At 68.3% G+C, this 13,352-nt stretch carries 14 protein-coding genes; 5 read left to right on the top strand and 9 right to left on the bottom strand.

What is annotated here, in order from left to right; all coding sequences use genetic code 11:
- Window positions 1–42 precede the first annotated feature (42 nt).
- Window positions 43–642 carry a TetR/AcrR family transcriptional regulator gene (locus tag JWQ81_RS34370; RefSeq protein ID WP_297548046.1) on the top strand — a complete coding sequence of 200 codons (600 nt, stop codon included), beginning with the start codon at window positions 43–45 and terminating at the stop codon, window positions 640–642.
- On the opposite strand, the gene JWQ81_RS34365 is transcribed toward JWQ81_RS34370, so the two are convergent.
- A complete protein-coding gene (locus JWQ81_RS34365) occupies window positions 626–1,846 on the bottom strand; it encodes an MFS transporter (protein ID WP_297548044.1) in 1,221 nt (406 codons plus the stop codon). The two genes, JWQ81_RS34370 and JWQ81_RS34365, sit on opposite strands and share 17 nt — an antisense overlap.
- Window positions 1,847–1,941: 95 nt before the next feature.
- Between JWQ81_RS34365 and JWQ81_RS34360 the strand changes: the two genes are divergently transcribed.
- On the top strand, window positions 1,942–2,439 hold the full coding sequence (locus JWQ81_RS34360) for a cupin domain-containing protein (protein WP_297548042.1): 498 nt from the start codon (window positions 1,942–1,944) through the stop codon (window positions 2,437–2,439).
- A 4-nt stretch (window positions 2,440–2,443) separates the two neighbouring features.
- Here JWQ81_RS34360 and JWQ81_RS34355 read toward each other — a convergent pair whose 3' ends face one another.
- On the bottom strand, window positions 2,444–3,187 hold the full coding sequence (locus JWQ81_RS34355) for a TetR/AcrR family transcriptional regulator (protein ID WP_297548040.1): 744 nt from the start codon (window positions 3,185–3,187) through the stop codon (window positions 2,444–2,446).
- Window positions 3,188–3,259: 72 nt separating this feature from the next.
- On the opposite strand from JWQ81_RS34355, the gene JWQ81_RS34350 reads away from it, so the two are divergent.
- From JWQ81_RS34350 to JWQ81_RS34340, 3 genes are all read left to right on the top strand, one after another.
- Window positions 3,260–3,736 carry a hypothetical protein gene (locus JWQ81_RS34350; RefSeq protein ID WP_297548038.1) on the top strand — a complete coding sequence of 159 codons (477 nt, stop codon included), beginning with the start codon at window positions 3,260–3,262 and terminating at the stop codon, window positions 3,734–3,736.
- Between the two features lie 77 nt (window positions 3,737–3,813).
- A complete protein-coding gene (locus JWQ81_RS34345) occupies window positions 3,814–3,975 on the top strand; it encodes a hypothetical protein (RefSeq protein WP_297548036.1) in 162 nt (53 codons plus the stop codon).
- A 248-nt stretch (window positions 3,976–4,223) separates the two neighbouring features.
- Window positions 4,224–5,873 (top strand): transglycosylase domain-containing protein, encoded by a 1,650-nt coding sequence (locus tag JWQ81_RS34340; protein ID WP_297548034.1) that lies wholly within the window; start codon window positions 4,224–4,226, stop codon window positions 5,871–5,873.
- A 140-nt stretch (window positions 5,874–6,013) separates the two neighbouring features.
- Here JWQ81_RS34340 and JWQ81_RS34335 read toward each other — a convergent pair whose 3' ends face one another.
- From JWQ81_RS34335 to JWQ81_RS34305, 7 genes are all read right to left on the bottom strand, one after another.
- Entirely contained in the window at window positions 6,014–6,850 is an 837-nt protein-coding gene (locus tag JWQ81_RS34335; protein WP_297548032.1) for an NAD(P)H-binding protein, read from the bottom strand.
- A gap of 66 nt (window positions 6,851–6,916) precedes the next feature.
- Window positions 6,917–7,147, bottom strand: coding sequence for a ferrous iron transport protein A (locus tag JWQ81_RS34330; RefSeq protein ID WP_297548030.1), 231 nt, complete (start codon window positions 7,145–7,147; stop codon window positions 6,917–6,919).
- A complete protein-coding gene (locus tag JWQ81_RS34325; RefSeq protein WP_297548028.1) occupies window positions 7,144–9,285 on the bottom strand; it encodes a phage holin family protein in 2,142 nt (713 codons plus the stop codon). Before JWQ81_RS34325 ends, JWQ81_RS34330 begins: the two co-directional genes overlap by 4 nt.
- Complete coding sequence (locus JWQ81_RS34320; protein ID WP_297548205.1) at window positions 9,282–9,875, bottom strand: DedA family protein; 594 nt, start codon at window positions 9,873–9,875, stop codon at window positions 9,282–9,284. The genes JWQ81_RS34325 and JWQ81_RS34320 overlap by 4 nt, the downstream gene beginning before the upstream one ends.
- Window positions 9,876–9,892: 17 nt before the next feature.
- Entirely contained in the window at window positions 9,893–10,684 is a 792-nt protein-coding gene (locus JWQ81_RS34315; RefSeq protein ID WP_297548026.1) for an MBL fold metallo-hydrolase, read from the bottom strand.
- Between the two features lie 107 nt (window positions 10,685–10,791).
- On the bottom strand, window positions 10,792–10,983 hold the full coding sequence (locus JWQ81_RS34310; RefSeq protein ID WP_297548024.1) for a hypothetical protein: 192 nt from the start codon (window positions 10,981–10,983) through the stop codon (window positions 10,792–10,794).
- A gap of 35 nt (window positions 10,984–11,018) precedes the next feature.
- Window positions 11,019–13,259 (bottom strand): germacradienol/geosmin synthase, encoded by a 2,241-nt coding sequence (locus JWQ81_RS34305; protein WP_297548022.1) that lies wholly within the window; start codon window positions 13,257–13,259, stop codon window positions 11,019–11,021.
- Window positions 13,260–13,352 lie beyond the last annotated feature (93 nt).

Here is a 13,352-nt window from a genome sequence, read left to right as displayed (position 1 = left end):
ACGGTTCCCGCAGCATCTCGGGCACTGTGAAACGATCCTGGGATGGAGGACTCCGGGCGAGCGGCGCCGCCCCCGGCTCGAGGCAGGCCCCGCAGCGAGCGCGCGCGACTGGCGGTGCTGGACGCGGCGGCCGACCTGCTGATCCAGGGCGGGATGGGCGCGGCGACGATGGAAGCCATCGCCGCGCGGGCCGGCGTCAGCAAGGCGACGATCTACAAGTGGTGGCCGTCCCGTGCGCACGTCGCGCTGGACAGCTTCTTCGTCAGGACGAAGCCCACGATGGCCGTCACCTGCGGAGCGTCTCTCGCTGAGGCGTTGACCATGCAAGTCGGCAGCCTGCAGCAGCTGTTCGTGGATCCGGCCACCGGCTCATTGATGCGGGAGATGGTCGCGCTCGCGCAGTCCGATCCTGACATCCGCGCGGCGTTGGCCACGCGCTGGCTCCGGCCTCGGCGTGCCGTCGTCGAAGAACTGCTCAGGGCCGGTATCGACCGCGGTGAGATCCGGTCCGACGCCGACCTGCCCGCGGTGATGGACCAGCTGTTCGGCCCGCTTTACTACCGGCTGCTCTTCGGGCACGAGCTGTTGTCCGACGGGCTCGCGGAAACCCTGGTGCAGCAGGTTCTCACCGGTTTGCGCTGACCTCGGTCAGTAGGACAGGACCGCGCCGGGCGCGCAGTGTCGACCACGCCCAGATCACCAGGCCGATCGCCGGCAACGCGGCGCCGAACAGCGTCACGCCGGTCCAGCCGACGGCGTCGTAGAGTGCTCCGGAAACGGCCGACGCGATCGCACCGCCGACGAAGATCGTTGTCATGAACACGGTGTTGATTCGTGCGCGGGCGTCGGCGCGCAGGCCGTAGATCTCCTGCTGGCTGAACCCCTGATGGCCCTGCACGGCGAGATCGAGCAGGACACCGGCGAGCGCGAGGACGATGAGGTTGCCGGCGCCCACGTCCGCGACGATGAGCGCGACAACCGCCAGTGCCAGCGCGATCCCGCTGCCGATCCAGCCGTGGCCGCGGTCACCGAGCCGCCCGGCGATCGGCGCCGCCGCCGCACCGGCCGCGCCCACCAGCGCGAACAACCCGATCTGTGCCTGGTTGAGGCCGTGGGCGCGGATGAGTTCGAAGGCGACCGACGTCCAGAAGCAGCTGAACGTGCCGAACAGCAGTGCCTGGCAGACGGCGCGTCGCCGCAGCGCCGGTTCACTCCGGATGAGCTCACCGATGGACCGCATCAGCTGCGGGTACGTCACGGAACGGCCGGGGTGGCGGCGGGGGAGCGCCCGCACCAGGACGACCGCGACGACGAGCATCAGCCCGGCCGAGATGAGGTAGATGGTGCGCCAGCCCCAGGCCGCGGCCACCAGGCTGGACAGCGTCCTGGCCAGGAGGATGCCGAGCAGCAGGCCCGTCATGACGGTGCCGACGAACCGTCCGCGCTGGTCTTCGGGCGCGAGGTGCGCGGCGAACGGGATGAGGATCTGCGCGACCACCGACGTCATCCCGACCAGCACCGACGCGGCCAGGAAGAGGCCGAAGCCCGGGGACACCCCGGCTACGACGAGCGCGATCGCGGTGGCCAGCAAGGTGCGGGAGGCGAGCGCGCGGTTCTCCAACAGGTCGCCCAGCGGCATCAGCGCGACCATGCCCAGCGCGTAACCGAGTTGGGTCAGGGTGACGACCAGCGCGGCGTTGCCTTGGCTGACGCGGAACGCGCTCGAGATTTCATCGAGAAGAGGCTGCGCGTAGTACAGGTTCGCCACCGTCGCGCCGCAGGCGAACGCGAGCACAACCGTGACCGCGCGCAGGCTCCGTGGCGCTGTGACCGCGGGCTTCTCCATCGCACCTCCACCGAAATACTGCACGCACCGTTCACAATATCCGGTGCCGGCGCTTACCGCGGTGCCGCGGTGAGCGGTATCACTAGGCTGCGAAGATGACCGCGCACGACGCATTCCATCCCGACCTGCCCGACCCTGGTGTGCCTGGTTCAGGGCCGTCGCGGGCCCGCGTGCACCACGTCCGCGCCGCCGACCTCGACGCCGGCACCGCCCAGACCGCGGGCATGCGACGGCTGGCCGCGATAACCGGGGAGAGCGTCGGCTCGGAAAAGCTTTGGATGGGCCAGACGCACGTGGCCGCGAAGACGTCGTCGGGCAACCACCACCACGGCCATTCCGAAACCGCGATCCACGTCGTCAGCGGGCATCCCGAGTTCGTGTTCGCCGAGGGCGTGGGTGAGCAGGTCGAGGAAGTGCGGATCAAGACCGAACCCGGCGACTACATCTTCGTTCCGCCGTTCGTTCCGCACCGCGAGGAAAACCCGTCCGGTGACGAGGAAGCCGTGGTCGTCATCGCGCGCAGCACGCAGGAGGCGATTGTCGTGAACCTGCCGCGCCTGTACGTTCTCGACCCCGACGCTCCTGTTGTATAACGACCTATACTTTGGGGCGCCGACGGGCGATCAAGACCTCGACTCCGTCCAGGATTCGTTCGAGGCCGAACTCCTCGTCGGCGAATTCCGGGTCATCGGCGTAGGCGCCGCCGGCTGAAATCGCCGAGAGCAGTGGATAGCCCCGTTCCTGGAGCAACGGCCGCAGAAACTCCATCGCGGCAGCGGCCTCGACCGGCGATGTCCGGCTGTTCTTGAGGCTCCTCGTGAGGCTCGCGGTGTTGCGGGCGTAACCGTCGAAGAGGATCGCGCAGCCGAGTAGGTCGTTCGCGCTGAGGCCGGACCCCGCCAGCGACGTCAGCAGTACCTCCAGCCATCGCAACAGGTTCGGTGTCACCGGCGCGCCCTGGATCGGCACGTCGAGCAGCCATGGGCGGACGGCGAAGCGGTCGATCATCGCGCGGGTCCAGGCGGTGACGGCCGCCCGCCATGGGCCCGAGGTCGGCAGGGAATCCGGGGGCGGGCCCCAACCGGCGTCGGCCAGCAGCATCATCAGCTCGTCTCGGGAGCTGACGTAGCGGTAGAGCGCGTTGGCGGTCAGGCCCAACTGCCGGGCGATCCGCGGCATCGAGAGCGCGGCGAACCCCCCTGCGTCGGCGAGCTCGGCGGCTGCGTCGACGATCTGCCCGACGCTGTGGGCGGGTTTCGGCCCACGCTTGCCGACGTGGGTGAATCCCCAGGCCGAGGCCAGTCCTGCAGGCAGGTGCCCGGCTGAACCTTCGCCGCTCATCGACCGCCCCTTCCCTCCTCCGCCATCCAGGCCTAAACTGTTCACGGTTTACACTATTCCATCGGGGGAATCATGGACAGGGCGGTTGTGAACGGGACGGGCCGGGGAGCGAACTGGGTCGAGCGCCTGTTGTGGCCGGAGCAGCAGTCGGCGGCCGCGGTCCAGCGGGACTCGACACGCTGGTGGCTCACCCAGGCACGGGTCGACGGCAAGATCACCGAGGCGCGAGCGCGTTCACTGCGCGAGGACCTCGCCGTCGCGAAGACACGCGCCGACCTGAACGCGGTGCTGGCGGAGATCCCCGGTGCGAGCGCGCCCGCCGGCCTGCTGGCGGTGCGCCGGTACGCCACCGCCATCTGGTTGGGAGCCAGCGCGATCCAGTTCGTCGTCTGGCTGATGATCACACTGATCAGCGGGCAGGTCGACGTCCCGTGGCTGCTCTGGGCGGTCTGTGGCGGGGGAGCGATCGTGCTGGGGCTCTGGCGGGTCGTCGCGCTCGAAGAGCGCATGCGGATGTCGGTGGCGAAGGAAGCCGCCGCATCCGATTAGAAATGTCCGACTAGACGTGTCTCTGCGGTTGTCTTTGTGGGTCGTGGCCTATCGCAACTCGCCGTCGAGTTGCGGTGATGGTCGTGCCTGGCGGCCAGTATCGCGGCGCGACCGGCGAATACGTCGACGCCGAATACCGCTTCGAAATTCTCGACGGCGTAAGCCACTGGGTGCCCGAAGAAGCGCCGGACAAGGTGATTCCGCATTTGCTCGAACACCTAGCCAGGTATCGGAACTAGCGTTGCGTGACGCCCTTGACGCCTCGGGCGCCGTAAAGGTTCAGTTTATGCGATGAAGATCACTAAGGCGGCGCGTGAAGCAACATGATCAGTAGTCCCACGTCCTGACGAATGTGGTGGACACTGAAGAGTCAGAGGAGCACGGAAAGTCACCGAAATCTCCGGTACCCCCGCAGAAAAGAACGCGCAGACGGCCGATCAACTACCCCAGACGGGGTAAAACTGGCGTCAGGCGCTGGATTCCGTCCGTGAAGCTGGTGGGCGGCACGGTCATGACGCTGGTCGTGCTGCTCGTCGCAGCATTGGCTGTCGCGCTTTCGGTGGTGCAGATCCCGCAGCCCAACGATTTCGCGACCAGCCAGGCCACCATTTTCGACTACGCCGACGGGCATACCGAAATCGCCCATGTCGGCGTCAACCGCATCTCCGTGCCGTTGGAGCAGATTCCGCAGGTTATGCGGGACGCGATTCTCGCCGCGGAGGACCGGTCGTTCTACAGCGAGTCCGGGGTGTCCCCGAAAGGCATCGTCCGGGCGCTGGGAAACAACCTGCTCGGTTCGGGCGGCGTACAGGGTGGTTCGACGATCACGCAACAGTACGTCAAAAACTACTATTTGACGCAGAAACGGACCGTGAATCGCAAACTCCAGGAAGCGCTCGTCGCGATCAAAATCGACAACGAGGTCCCCAAGGACACGATCCTGCAGGACTACCTGAACACCGTCTATTTCGCGCGCGGCTCGTACGGGATCGAGACGGCTTCGCGGGCCTATTTCGGTGAACCCGCGCTCGCACTGGCCGACGATCCGGCCAAGGCCGCCTATCTGGCCGCGCTCGTGCAGTCCCCGTACTACTTCGCGACCGCCGACACCGATCCCGCCGCCGCTGACGCGTTGCGGGCGCGCTGGAACTACATCGTCGATGGGATGGTGGACCAGAAGACGCTCACCGCGTCGGCCCGCGCCGGTTTGCAGTTCCCGACGCCCAAGCCGGCCGCGTCCGACGGCCTCGGCGGGGCGAACGGCTACATGGTCAACGCCGCGACGCAGTACCTCGACAAACTGCACGACGCGGATCCGGCGGTCCCGGGTTCGGAAGAGATCGCGCGAGGGGGGTACACCGTGGTGACCACCTTCCAGCGCGACTACATGGACGCGGCGCAACAGGTGGTCCGCAACGAAATGTCGTCACTGGACCCGGCGGGCAATCCGGCCGACCGCGACGTCCACGTCGGACTGGCCGCGGTCGACCGGACCGACGGAGCGGTTCGTGGTTTCTACGGCGGCCCGGATTACCTCAAGCAGGGCTTCAACGACGCACTGCGCGCTTCAGGCCCACTCGGCTCCGACGTCGGCACGCCGCTCGTCGAGTCCGTCGCGGCGGGGGAGAATGGGAACTGGAAGGACACCGTCGCCGCACTCGCGAAGGTGGGCATCACCGATGCGAACCCCGAGCACGATCCGCCGGCGTCGGACGATCTCGCGACGACGCCGCTGCACGCGGCCGGCGCGTACATGATCGCGCCCAACCAGGGCGTGTACCACGAGCCGTACCTGGTTGCGAAGGTCTTCTACGAAGGCAAAGTTGTCTGGCAGGCGTCGCCGAACACCACGTCGTTCACCGGCTCGCCGGGCCCGGGGGCGCCCTATTCCTCTCCCGATGGCTCGCTGGTTTCCGGTCGGGACGGTGCCGGCCAGTGGTCCTGGACGGTCGGCGCGCTGAAGAACATGGCCATCGCGGTCGATATGTACGCGACGAAACCCGATGGGAAGGGCAACCGATCGCTCGCCGGGATGACGGCCTCCGCGGGCGGCTCGGCGTCGGTGTCCTCCGTGCCCGCGGAGACTCGGACGTCGGCCATCTTCCGCGACTTCTACGGCGCGGTCCACCTGCGTTAGCGCGAGTCGGTTGCGGGCAAAGTCCCCGCTCTGGAACGCAACTCGCCGTCGAGTCGGGGTCTCTTAGAAACTAAGAGACCCCGCAAAAGCGCGAAAGTGCGACGACGGTGACCGCATGCCGACGGCGGCGTCGTGGGCGGTTACCGGAACTCGTCCGCGTGGTCGGCCGCCCACTGCCGGAACGTCCTGGCCGGAGTACCGGTTACCGCTTGGACGGTTCGGGTGACTTCCTCCGGCTCTCGCTCCAAGCTCGCCCAGTGGTCGAGTGCGCCATCCACAAAGGACGATTCACCCCAGGCTTCGGCCAGTTGGGCGCGGGCCTCGGTGCGGGCGAGTTCCTCCCAGCGGACTTCGCGGCCGACAGCGTTGCCGATCGCGGCCACCTGCTCGATCTGGGTCATCGTGTCCGGGCCGGTCAGGTTGTACTTCGCGCCGATATGCCCGTCGCGGGTCAACGCGAGGACGCCGACTTCGGCGATGTCCGCCTCGTGGATCAACGATCGTGCGGCGTTTCCGTACGGCCAGCGCACGACGCCGCCACGGATCTGGTCGGCCCACATGAGGGTGTTCGACGCGAACCCGCCGGCGCGGAGGAAGGTCCAGTCCAGTCCGGACTTCTCGATCAGCCGCTCGACGTCGCCGTGAAACGTGGCCGGCCCGGCGACGGGATCATGGGCGAACGCGGACAGGAACACGATGCGGCGGACGTGTTTCCCGGCGGCGTCCAAGAACGCTTCGACAGCGTCTGCGCCGAAGAACGGCCAAACCAGGAAGACCGACTCGACGCCGTCGAGTGCCGCGCGGACGCTGTCCACGTCCGTCAGGTCGCCGACCGCCGGCTCGACGTCCTTTTCGAAGCCCGTCGGGTTACGAGCCAGCGCGCGGACGCTCGTCCCGGCACGGGTGAGCCGGCTGACGACCTGCCTGCCGACCTTTCCGGTCGCCCCGGTGACGAGGATCGGTGTGTTCGCAGACATGAGTCCCTCTCGACCGGCGGTGTATCAACTACCCCGCTGACGGTAGGACCTCCAGCATGCTTGAGGTCAAGCCCGCGGATTCCGACGCGGGGGTGCGGGCGGGACCGGCTTCGCGGCGACGACGTCGGCAAGACTGACGGTGATCGCGCCGCGCCGGGTGTCCACAGTGCACTCATCGTCGCCGCAAGCCACAAGGTCGCCCAGAGCGTCGGTGAACCCGCCTTCGATCGAAAAGCGCACGACTACGCGGGTGCCTAGTGGCAGCTTCGTCAGCAGGTCCGCGAACGGCGCTGTCATGCGCTGACCGCGTCGGCCTGCTCGGGCGAGCCCTCCGTTTGGTCGGCCCTCGGGTCCGGGTGACCGAGCTTGGTCAGCCAGTCGCGGAAGACGCGGTGCAGGGCCTCGGCGCCGACGGGCTCGCCGGGCGCGGCGAACTCGTCGGGGTGCAGCAGGAATCCCCGCGCCTGCGGGCCGCCCATCCCGCCATGGGAACCGACGTGCGGTTCGAACGGCGACGACTGGTCGGACTCCGGGTCGTACCGGCTGTTGATCATGACGTCGGGGCAGTGCGGGAACGTGTCGACCCGGCGGATCAAGTCCGCCGCGTGCGGTCCGTAGTCCTTCAGCGGGTCCTCGCCGATCACGACGTCGGTTTCGAGGCGGCGCAACCCGTCACGCCCGAGGACCACCGGGCCGAACTCCAAGCTGCGCACCAACATGAACCCGACGCCGTCGTGGTCGACCAGCGCGGGCAGCAACTCGGGGAACTCGCGCTCGATGGTCTCGAGCTCCACCCGGCCCTCGTGCTCGATGAACGACACCATGCCGACATGGCCGGACACCACCGCGACCACTCCGGGCGCGACCCGGGTGACCGCGCCCGGCGACCCGCTGGGGGTGCGCGGGTGGTCGCCCTTGCACTCGGCCTTTTCGACACGGGCGCGCAGCCGCCGCGCGACGAGACCGCCGCCGGAAGTCGCTTCGGCGAGCGCGGCGTTGATCTGCCAGCCCTCGGCCTGACGGCGTTTCCCACGGCCGACCGTCGGTGGAGTGCCGCCGCAGAGCCTGCCGACCAGTGCTTCGAGCGTCTCGCCGAACCGGTCGGCGAACGCCCAGCCCTGGGTCTGGCCGTGGTCGGAGAGCGCGACGATGTGGTACTTGCGCGGTCCGAGCTTGGCCGCGCGGTGCAGCCGGGCGAACTGCTGGTCGATGGACCGCAGGACGGACAGCGTGTCGAACCGTTCGATCCCGGAGTGGTGGGCGACCTCGTCGTACCCCAGGAAGTCGGCGTAGACCGCCGGACGGCCGGAAAGGATGTCCTCGATGATCGCCGACACCACGACGTCACGGGCGATGACCGTGGTGCCGGGCCGGGCCAGCGGATACAACCCGCCGCGTTTGATCCTCGGCCGGACGTTCGCCCGGCGCTGCCGCGACGCGGCCGACAACTCGCGGCCGACGTCGATCAGCGCGACGACCAAGGTCCGCAACGCGTTGGCAGGGTTGGCAAAATACGCGTAGTACCCGGCGCCGACCCGGTCGCGGCCCTTGCGCTTGCCGCGAAGCCCCTTCGGAACCAGTACGGCGATCGAACTCATGGTGAGGCTGACATGCGGGGCGTCGCCTGAGAACAGGTTGCCCCGGCTCGCCCCGTCACCGGAAAGCAGGCCGCGGCCGTCGGAATGGCGCCGCTCGATCTCTGCCGCGTCCGACGGGTGCGCGCATGCCATGACGTGGTCGCGGTCCTTTTCGTACCAGCGGAAACCCAGGATGTCGTGGTTGGAGCCGTGCAGGATGCCGCAGACACTCGCGCCGGTCTGGGAACTCCAGTCCGTGTGCCACTGCGTGAGGCTGTGGCTGCCTTCTTCCAGCCAGGACGCGAAGGTCGGCATGTCGCCGTCGCGCACGGCCCGCCGCACGGTGTCGTAGCCGAGGCCGTCGATCTGGAGGAACAGCACGCCGGGTGCGTCGTCTTCGCCCTCGGCGCCCTCTGGATCACGGCGTCGGAGCCGGCGCACCGCCCGCCGGAAGAAGAACTCGTCCTCGTCGATGGCCAGCACACTGCTGATCAGCGCACCCACTCCGGCCATCGCGATGGCGACGATCACCGCTGTGCGGAAGTCGCGGATCTCCACCCCGGGGATGGTCTTGAAGATCGCGAGCACACCCCCGCCCAGCACCAGGAAGCTGCCGACCCCGAGGGTGAAGAACGCGACCGCCCACGCGACCCGCATCACCAGCGGCCAGACCACCGCGGTCAGCAGCCCGAGCATCAGCGCGCAGACGATCGGCTGCCACCACCGCGTCATTTCGAACCCGTCGAGCCACCTGTCCAGCAGCTCCAACGCCGCGATCGCGACCGCCCAGACGAGCACCAGCCTGGCGATCGTCCGGCCGTTGCGGAGCAGCCGGCCCTCGGGGGAAGTCGTGGTCATGAGCGGTCTCCGGTCTCGGTCTTCGAACGGTTGCGGTACCTGCTCACCAGGTTCAGCGCCACCGTGACCAGCAGGACCAGCACGGTCGCGAGCAGGGTGGCGATCAGTGGTGAGTCGAAGATGCCACCGCTGACGATGCCGAGCAAGGAGTAGGCGACCGCCCACAGGAGCGAGGCACCGAACGACGCGAGCAGCAGCTTGCGCCAGGGGTAGGCCAGCGCGCCGGCGGCGAGCAGCACGGGGATGCGGCCGGCCGGGATCAGCCTGCCGATCACGATGATCTGCCAGCCCCGCTTCTCGAACTGCAGGCGGGTCTTCTCCAGCCGGTCGGCCTGCTGACGCCGGGCGATCCACCGGATCGCGGCTTCGCTGCCGAGGCGGGCGACAGCGAACGTGACGACGTCCCCGACGAACGCGCCGAGGGTGGCCAGCAGGATCACCAGCGGAAGCGACAGGTTCGAGGTGGTCATCGCCACCGCGGCGCCCGCGCCGACGACCGCGCCGGTGGGCACGATCGGGATGATCGAGCCGAGCAGAACCCCGCCGAAGAGCACCGGGTAGCCGATCGTCGACGGATCCGACCAGGACACGGCCAGCGCGACGCCCGTCATGGGCGGTCCAGCGGGGCGGGGATCGACACGGAGTCGCCGGGCTCGGCGATCTCGACGCGGGTGTCGTGTCCGGCGGCGAGGACCCCGGCCGCGAACTCCCGCGGCGGGTCGACCAGCAGCCGTCGCATGCGTGACGTCCTGGCCAGCCCGGGGACGGCCAACGTGCCCCAGTGCACGGGGACGGCTACCCGCGGCCGCAGCAGGCCCACGGCCATCGACGCCCGGATCGGGTCCAGGTGGCCGGGGCCGAGGTTCGCGCCCCAGCCCCAGACCGGCAGCAGGGCGACGTCGACGGGCGCCAGCTCGGCCATCTCCGGGTAGAGGTCGGTGTCGCCGGCGAAGTACACGCTGGTCTCCGGCGTGCTCAGCAGGTAACCCATCGCTTCGGACTGGGGACCGTGAGTGAGCCGGGGTCCCCAGCGGTGGCCCGAGTGCAGGGCTCGTGTCGCTCGGACGTGCAGTTCGCCGGAGGCGAGCTCGCCGTCGACGTCGAGCTCCTCGACGTGGGTGAAGCCGCGACGCTCGAGCCAGTGCCCGGCGCCGCGCGGCACCACCACCCGCACGTCGCGCCCGATCAGGCGCAGGGAAGGCAGATGCAGATGGTCGCCGTGGAGGTGGGAGATGAGGACGAGGTCGACGTCACGCCAGTCACCGGGATCGGGCGCGGGGCGGACCCGTGTCAATCCGCCGACCCTGGTGGTGAGCACCGGATCGGTGAGCACCACCTGGCCGGCCAGCTCGAGGCGAACCGTCGAATGCCCCAGGAAGCGCAGATTCGGGCCGGTCACGACCCCGAGTATGGCTGTCCCCGCGTCGAAACGCCCGGAATGGCGGACGGGGAGTGGCGAGAAACGCACCGATCGGTTGAACTTCGCCGGTGTGAAGCGCCCGCTTCCTACCCGCTGACCGGAACCGGGCACGCGGCCTGCCGCGGTTTGCGCCAGTCGTAGGTCAAGCCGCTCTTCTCCATCATCCGGCGAGAAGCGGTGTTGACCGCCATGGTCTCGGCGAACACCCGGCGCAGGTCCACATCGTGCACGGTGAACTCGCGCAACCGCAGCCGATCCGTCTCCAGGAAAATCCGCACAGTGAGCCTTTCGACGTGACCCGCCACCTCGCGGGTCAGGATCTGGCGGCGACGACTCGGACGGCCGAGGTGCCGAGTCCGCTCGGGCGGAACGAGAAGCCCGGCAACGGACCGGTGCCCGGTGTCCGGTCCCCCTTCAGATCGGCCTCCTGGTAGCGCACGCAGGTGCGATGCCACTCCAGTATTCCCGACATCCACTCCTTGAGGTCGTCGGCATGACGGGTGAGGATCGCGCGGACCGAGTCGTCGAGGTCGAATTCGTCGAACATCTTCGTCAGGTCGTTGGCGACGATGTACTCGAACTCTTCAAGTCGCGCCTTCATCAGCGCCGCCACGATGTCGCGGGCCTTCAACCGGTCGACGTCGAGGAAGGTCTCGATCACCAGCACGAGATTGTGCATCTCGCCCTCGAACTCGATTTCCTTCTGATAGGAGAAGAGATCGTTGAGGAAGCAGGCGTAGTCCTGCGCGGCGGTGTCGAGCTCGTGCATGGTCCGGTGCCGGTAGATCTCCGGCGGAACGTCGTCGGAGTGCGCGAGCCGCGCCAGGCCCGCCGTCATGTCCGCGCCGAACGTCCGGCGCCGCATCTCGATGTAGTCGATCGGGTCGGGGACGCGGTTCTGGGCCTGGTTGAGCAGTTCCCACACCCAGCTGGCGGTCATGTCCGCCACCGACTTGCGGCACTGCCGACGGGCGTCCGCTGTCATCGGTCCTGCGGTGCGCCGCCACAGGTCGGCCAGCCCTCGTTCGATCGGTCCCACCGGCGGCGGGGTCTCCCCGGCGTCCAGTGGCATGAACAGCGACAGCCGGTCGTTCGCGATCTTCGCGGCAGGGAGGTTGCGCGCGCCGCCGAACAGCAGCGGGAAGTAGTCGTCGCCGTAGGTGCCCCAGCTGAGCCAGTCGCCCGAGAGGTCGAGCTGCTCGGGGGTCGCGTCGGCGTGGATCATCGCCGCGCAGTGCGCCAGGTCGTAGCCGCGGAACCGCCGCTCGTCCCACACCCCGCCGCGTTCCACGCCCGGTACCGAGTCGAAGAAGCCCATTTCCCGAGCCCAGTGCACAGCGCGCTCGCGGGCTTCGGCCAAGTGCGGGCTGGTCCGGACCGGGAACGGCATGGGCAGCTCCGGCACCGGAAGATGCCCGACCTTCTTGAACGGCGTATGGGTCAGCTGCTGCGTTCGGCGTTTCAAGCCGAGTTTGCCGGGGGTGAGAAGGAGCCTGCTGGCCTCCGTGCCGATGCCGGTCGGGCCGCCGAGCACGCCCGCAGGCGCCGACGAGACACCTTCGTTCATGTACCGGCTTGATTTCGCGTGCCATTCGTGGCCACCGGACTGCCAGTCCTGCAGGCCCTTGACGTACGCGCCGACACCCCACTGCTCGTGCGGCGGCACGGCGTGGTCGAGCAGCAACGCGGGGACCTGCACCAGCGCGGTGTTCTCGAACTCGTGCAGCCGGGACGTCAGCAGGTGGTTGACGAGTTCGGCCGACTCCTGCGTTTCGCAGTCGAGGAACTTCTCGAAGACGAGTACCGCGTTGGAGTTCTCGCCTTCCTCCTGCACCTCGCGCTGGTAGGAGAACAGGTCGTTGCGGAGGTGCACGGCGTCGGAGAAGGTGTCCGACAGCACTTCCATTGGCCGGGTCCCGGCGATGCTCGCCGGGATTTCCGCGCCGACCGCGAACTCGACGAGGTTCGCCGACCACGGCGCCCCGCCGACGCGCCGCCGCATCTGCATGTACTCGATCGGGTTGGCGATCCGGCCGCGGTCGATGTTGTCGAGCTCCCACATCGATTCGACCATCAGGTTGTGGGTGCTGGTGATGAACCGTTGGCGCCACTCGGGCGACATCGACGGGATCGTGCGCTCCCAGAGGTCTTTCAGCCCCGCCTCGGCCGGGTTCGTCGGCTCCGGCGGTGTTTCGCCGTCGGCGGTCATGAACAGCTCGAGATGGTCGAGATAGGCCTTCGCCCCGGTGAGGTCGCGCGAGTACTTGAACTGCTCGAGGAAGTGGTCGTCGAAGAAGAACACCCAGACGTACCAGTCGGTGATCAGGTCCAGGGCAGGGCCGTCGCAGTCCGGGTGGGTGTAGGCGCACAGCAGCGCGTAGTCCATCCGGGACAGCGCCGCGTCGTCCCAGACGACGCCACCACCGGGCTTGGGCGCCTCGAGCATGCCCATCCGCCGGGCCCACGCCGTACTGTGTTCGCGGGCGCGTTCCAGGTTGGGGTTGATCCTGGCCGGATACGGCATGTAGAAGTCGGGCAGTGCGAATGGCTGCATGACCGATGCCTACCCTTTTAAGGCGACGAGCACAGTGCGCTTGGGGGCACAACAATGTAACGTCCATTCGAACTTGCGCCATTGGCGACATAT

The organism is Amycolatopsis sp. (genome assembly GCF_025464955.1).
Taxonomy (GTDB): Bacteria; Actinomycetota; Actinomycetes; order Mycobacteriales; family Pseudonocardiaceae; genus Amycolatopsis.
Note: the sequence above shows the minus strand (reverse complement) of the source record. Positions and strands in the feature narration are given on the sequence as shown.

Coding starts and splice junctions, on each gene's coding strand:
- JWQ81_RS34370 (WP_297548046.1), top strand. CDS start 43: ATGGAGGACTCCGGGCGAGCGGCGCCGCCCCCGGCTCGAGGCAGGCCC.
- JWQ81_RS34365 (WP_297548044.1), bottom strand. CDS start 1,846: ATGGAGAAGCCCGCGGTCACAGCGCCACGGAGCCTGCGCGCGGTCACG.
- JWQ81_RS34360 (WP_297548042.1), top strand. CDS start 1,942: ATGACCGCGCACGACGCATTCCATCCCGACCTGCCCGACCCTGGTGTG.
- JWQ81_RS34355 (WP_297548040.1), bottom strand. CDS start 3,187: ATGAGCGGCGAAGGTTCAGCCGGGCACCTGCCTGCAGGACTGGCCTCG.
- JWQ81_RS34350 (WP_297548038.1), top strand. CDS start 3,260: ATGGACAGGGCGGTTGTGAACGGGACGGGCCGGGGAGCGAACTGGGTC.
- JWQ81_RS34345 (WP_297548036.1), top strand. CDS start 3,814: ATGGTCGTGCCTGGCGGCCAGTATCGCGGCGCGACCGGCGAATACGTC.
- JWQ81_RS34335 (WP_297548032.1), bottom strand. CDS start 6,850: ATGTCTGCGAACACACCGATCCTCGTCACCGGGGCGACCGGAAAGGTC.
- JWQ81_RS34330 (WP_297548030.1), bottom strand. CDS start 7,147: ATGACAGCGCCGTTCGCGGACCTGCTGACGAAGCTGCCACTAGGCACC.
- JWQ81_RS34325 (WP_297548028.1), bottom strand. CDS start 9,285: ATGACCACGACTTCCCCCGAGGGCCGGCTGCTCCGCAACGGCCGGACG.
- JWQ81_RS34305 (WP_297548022.1), bottom strand. CDS start 13,259: ATGCAGCCATTCGCACTGCCCGACTTCTACATGCCGTATCCGGCCAGG.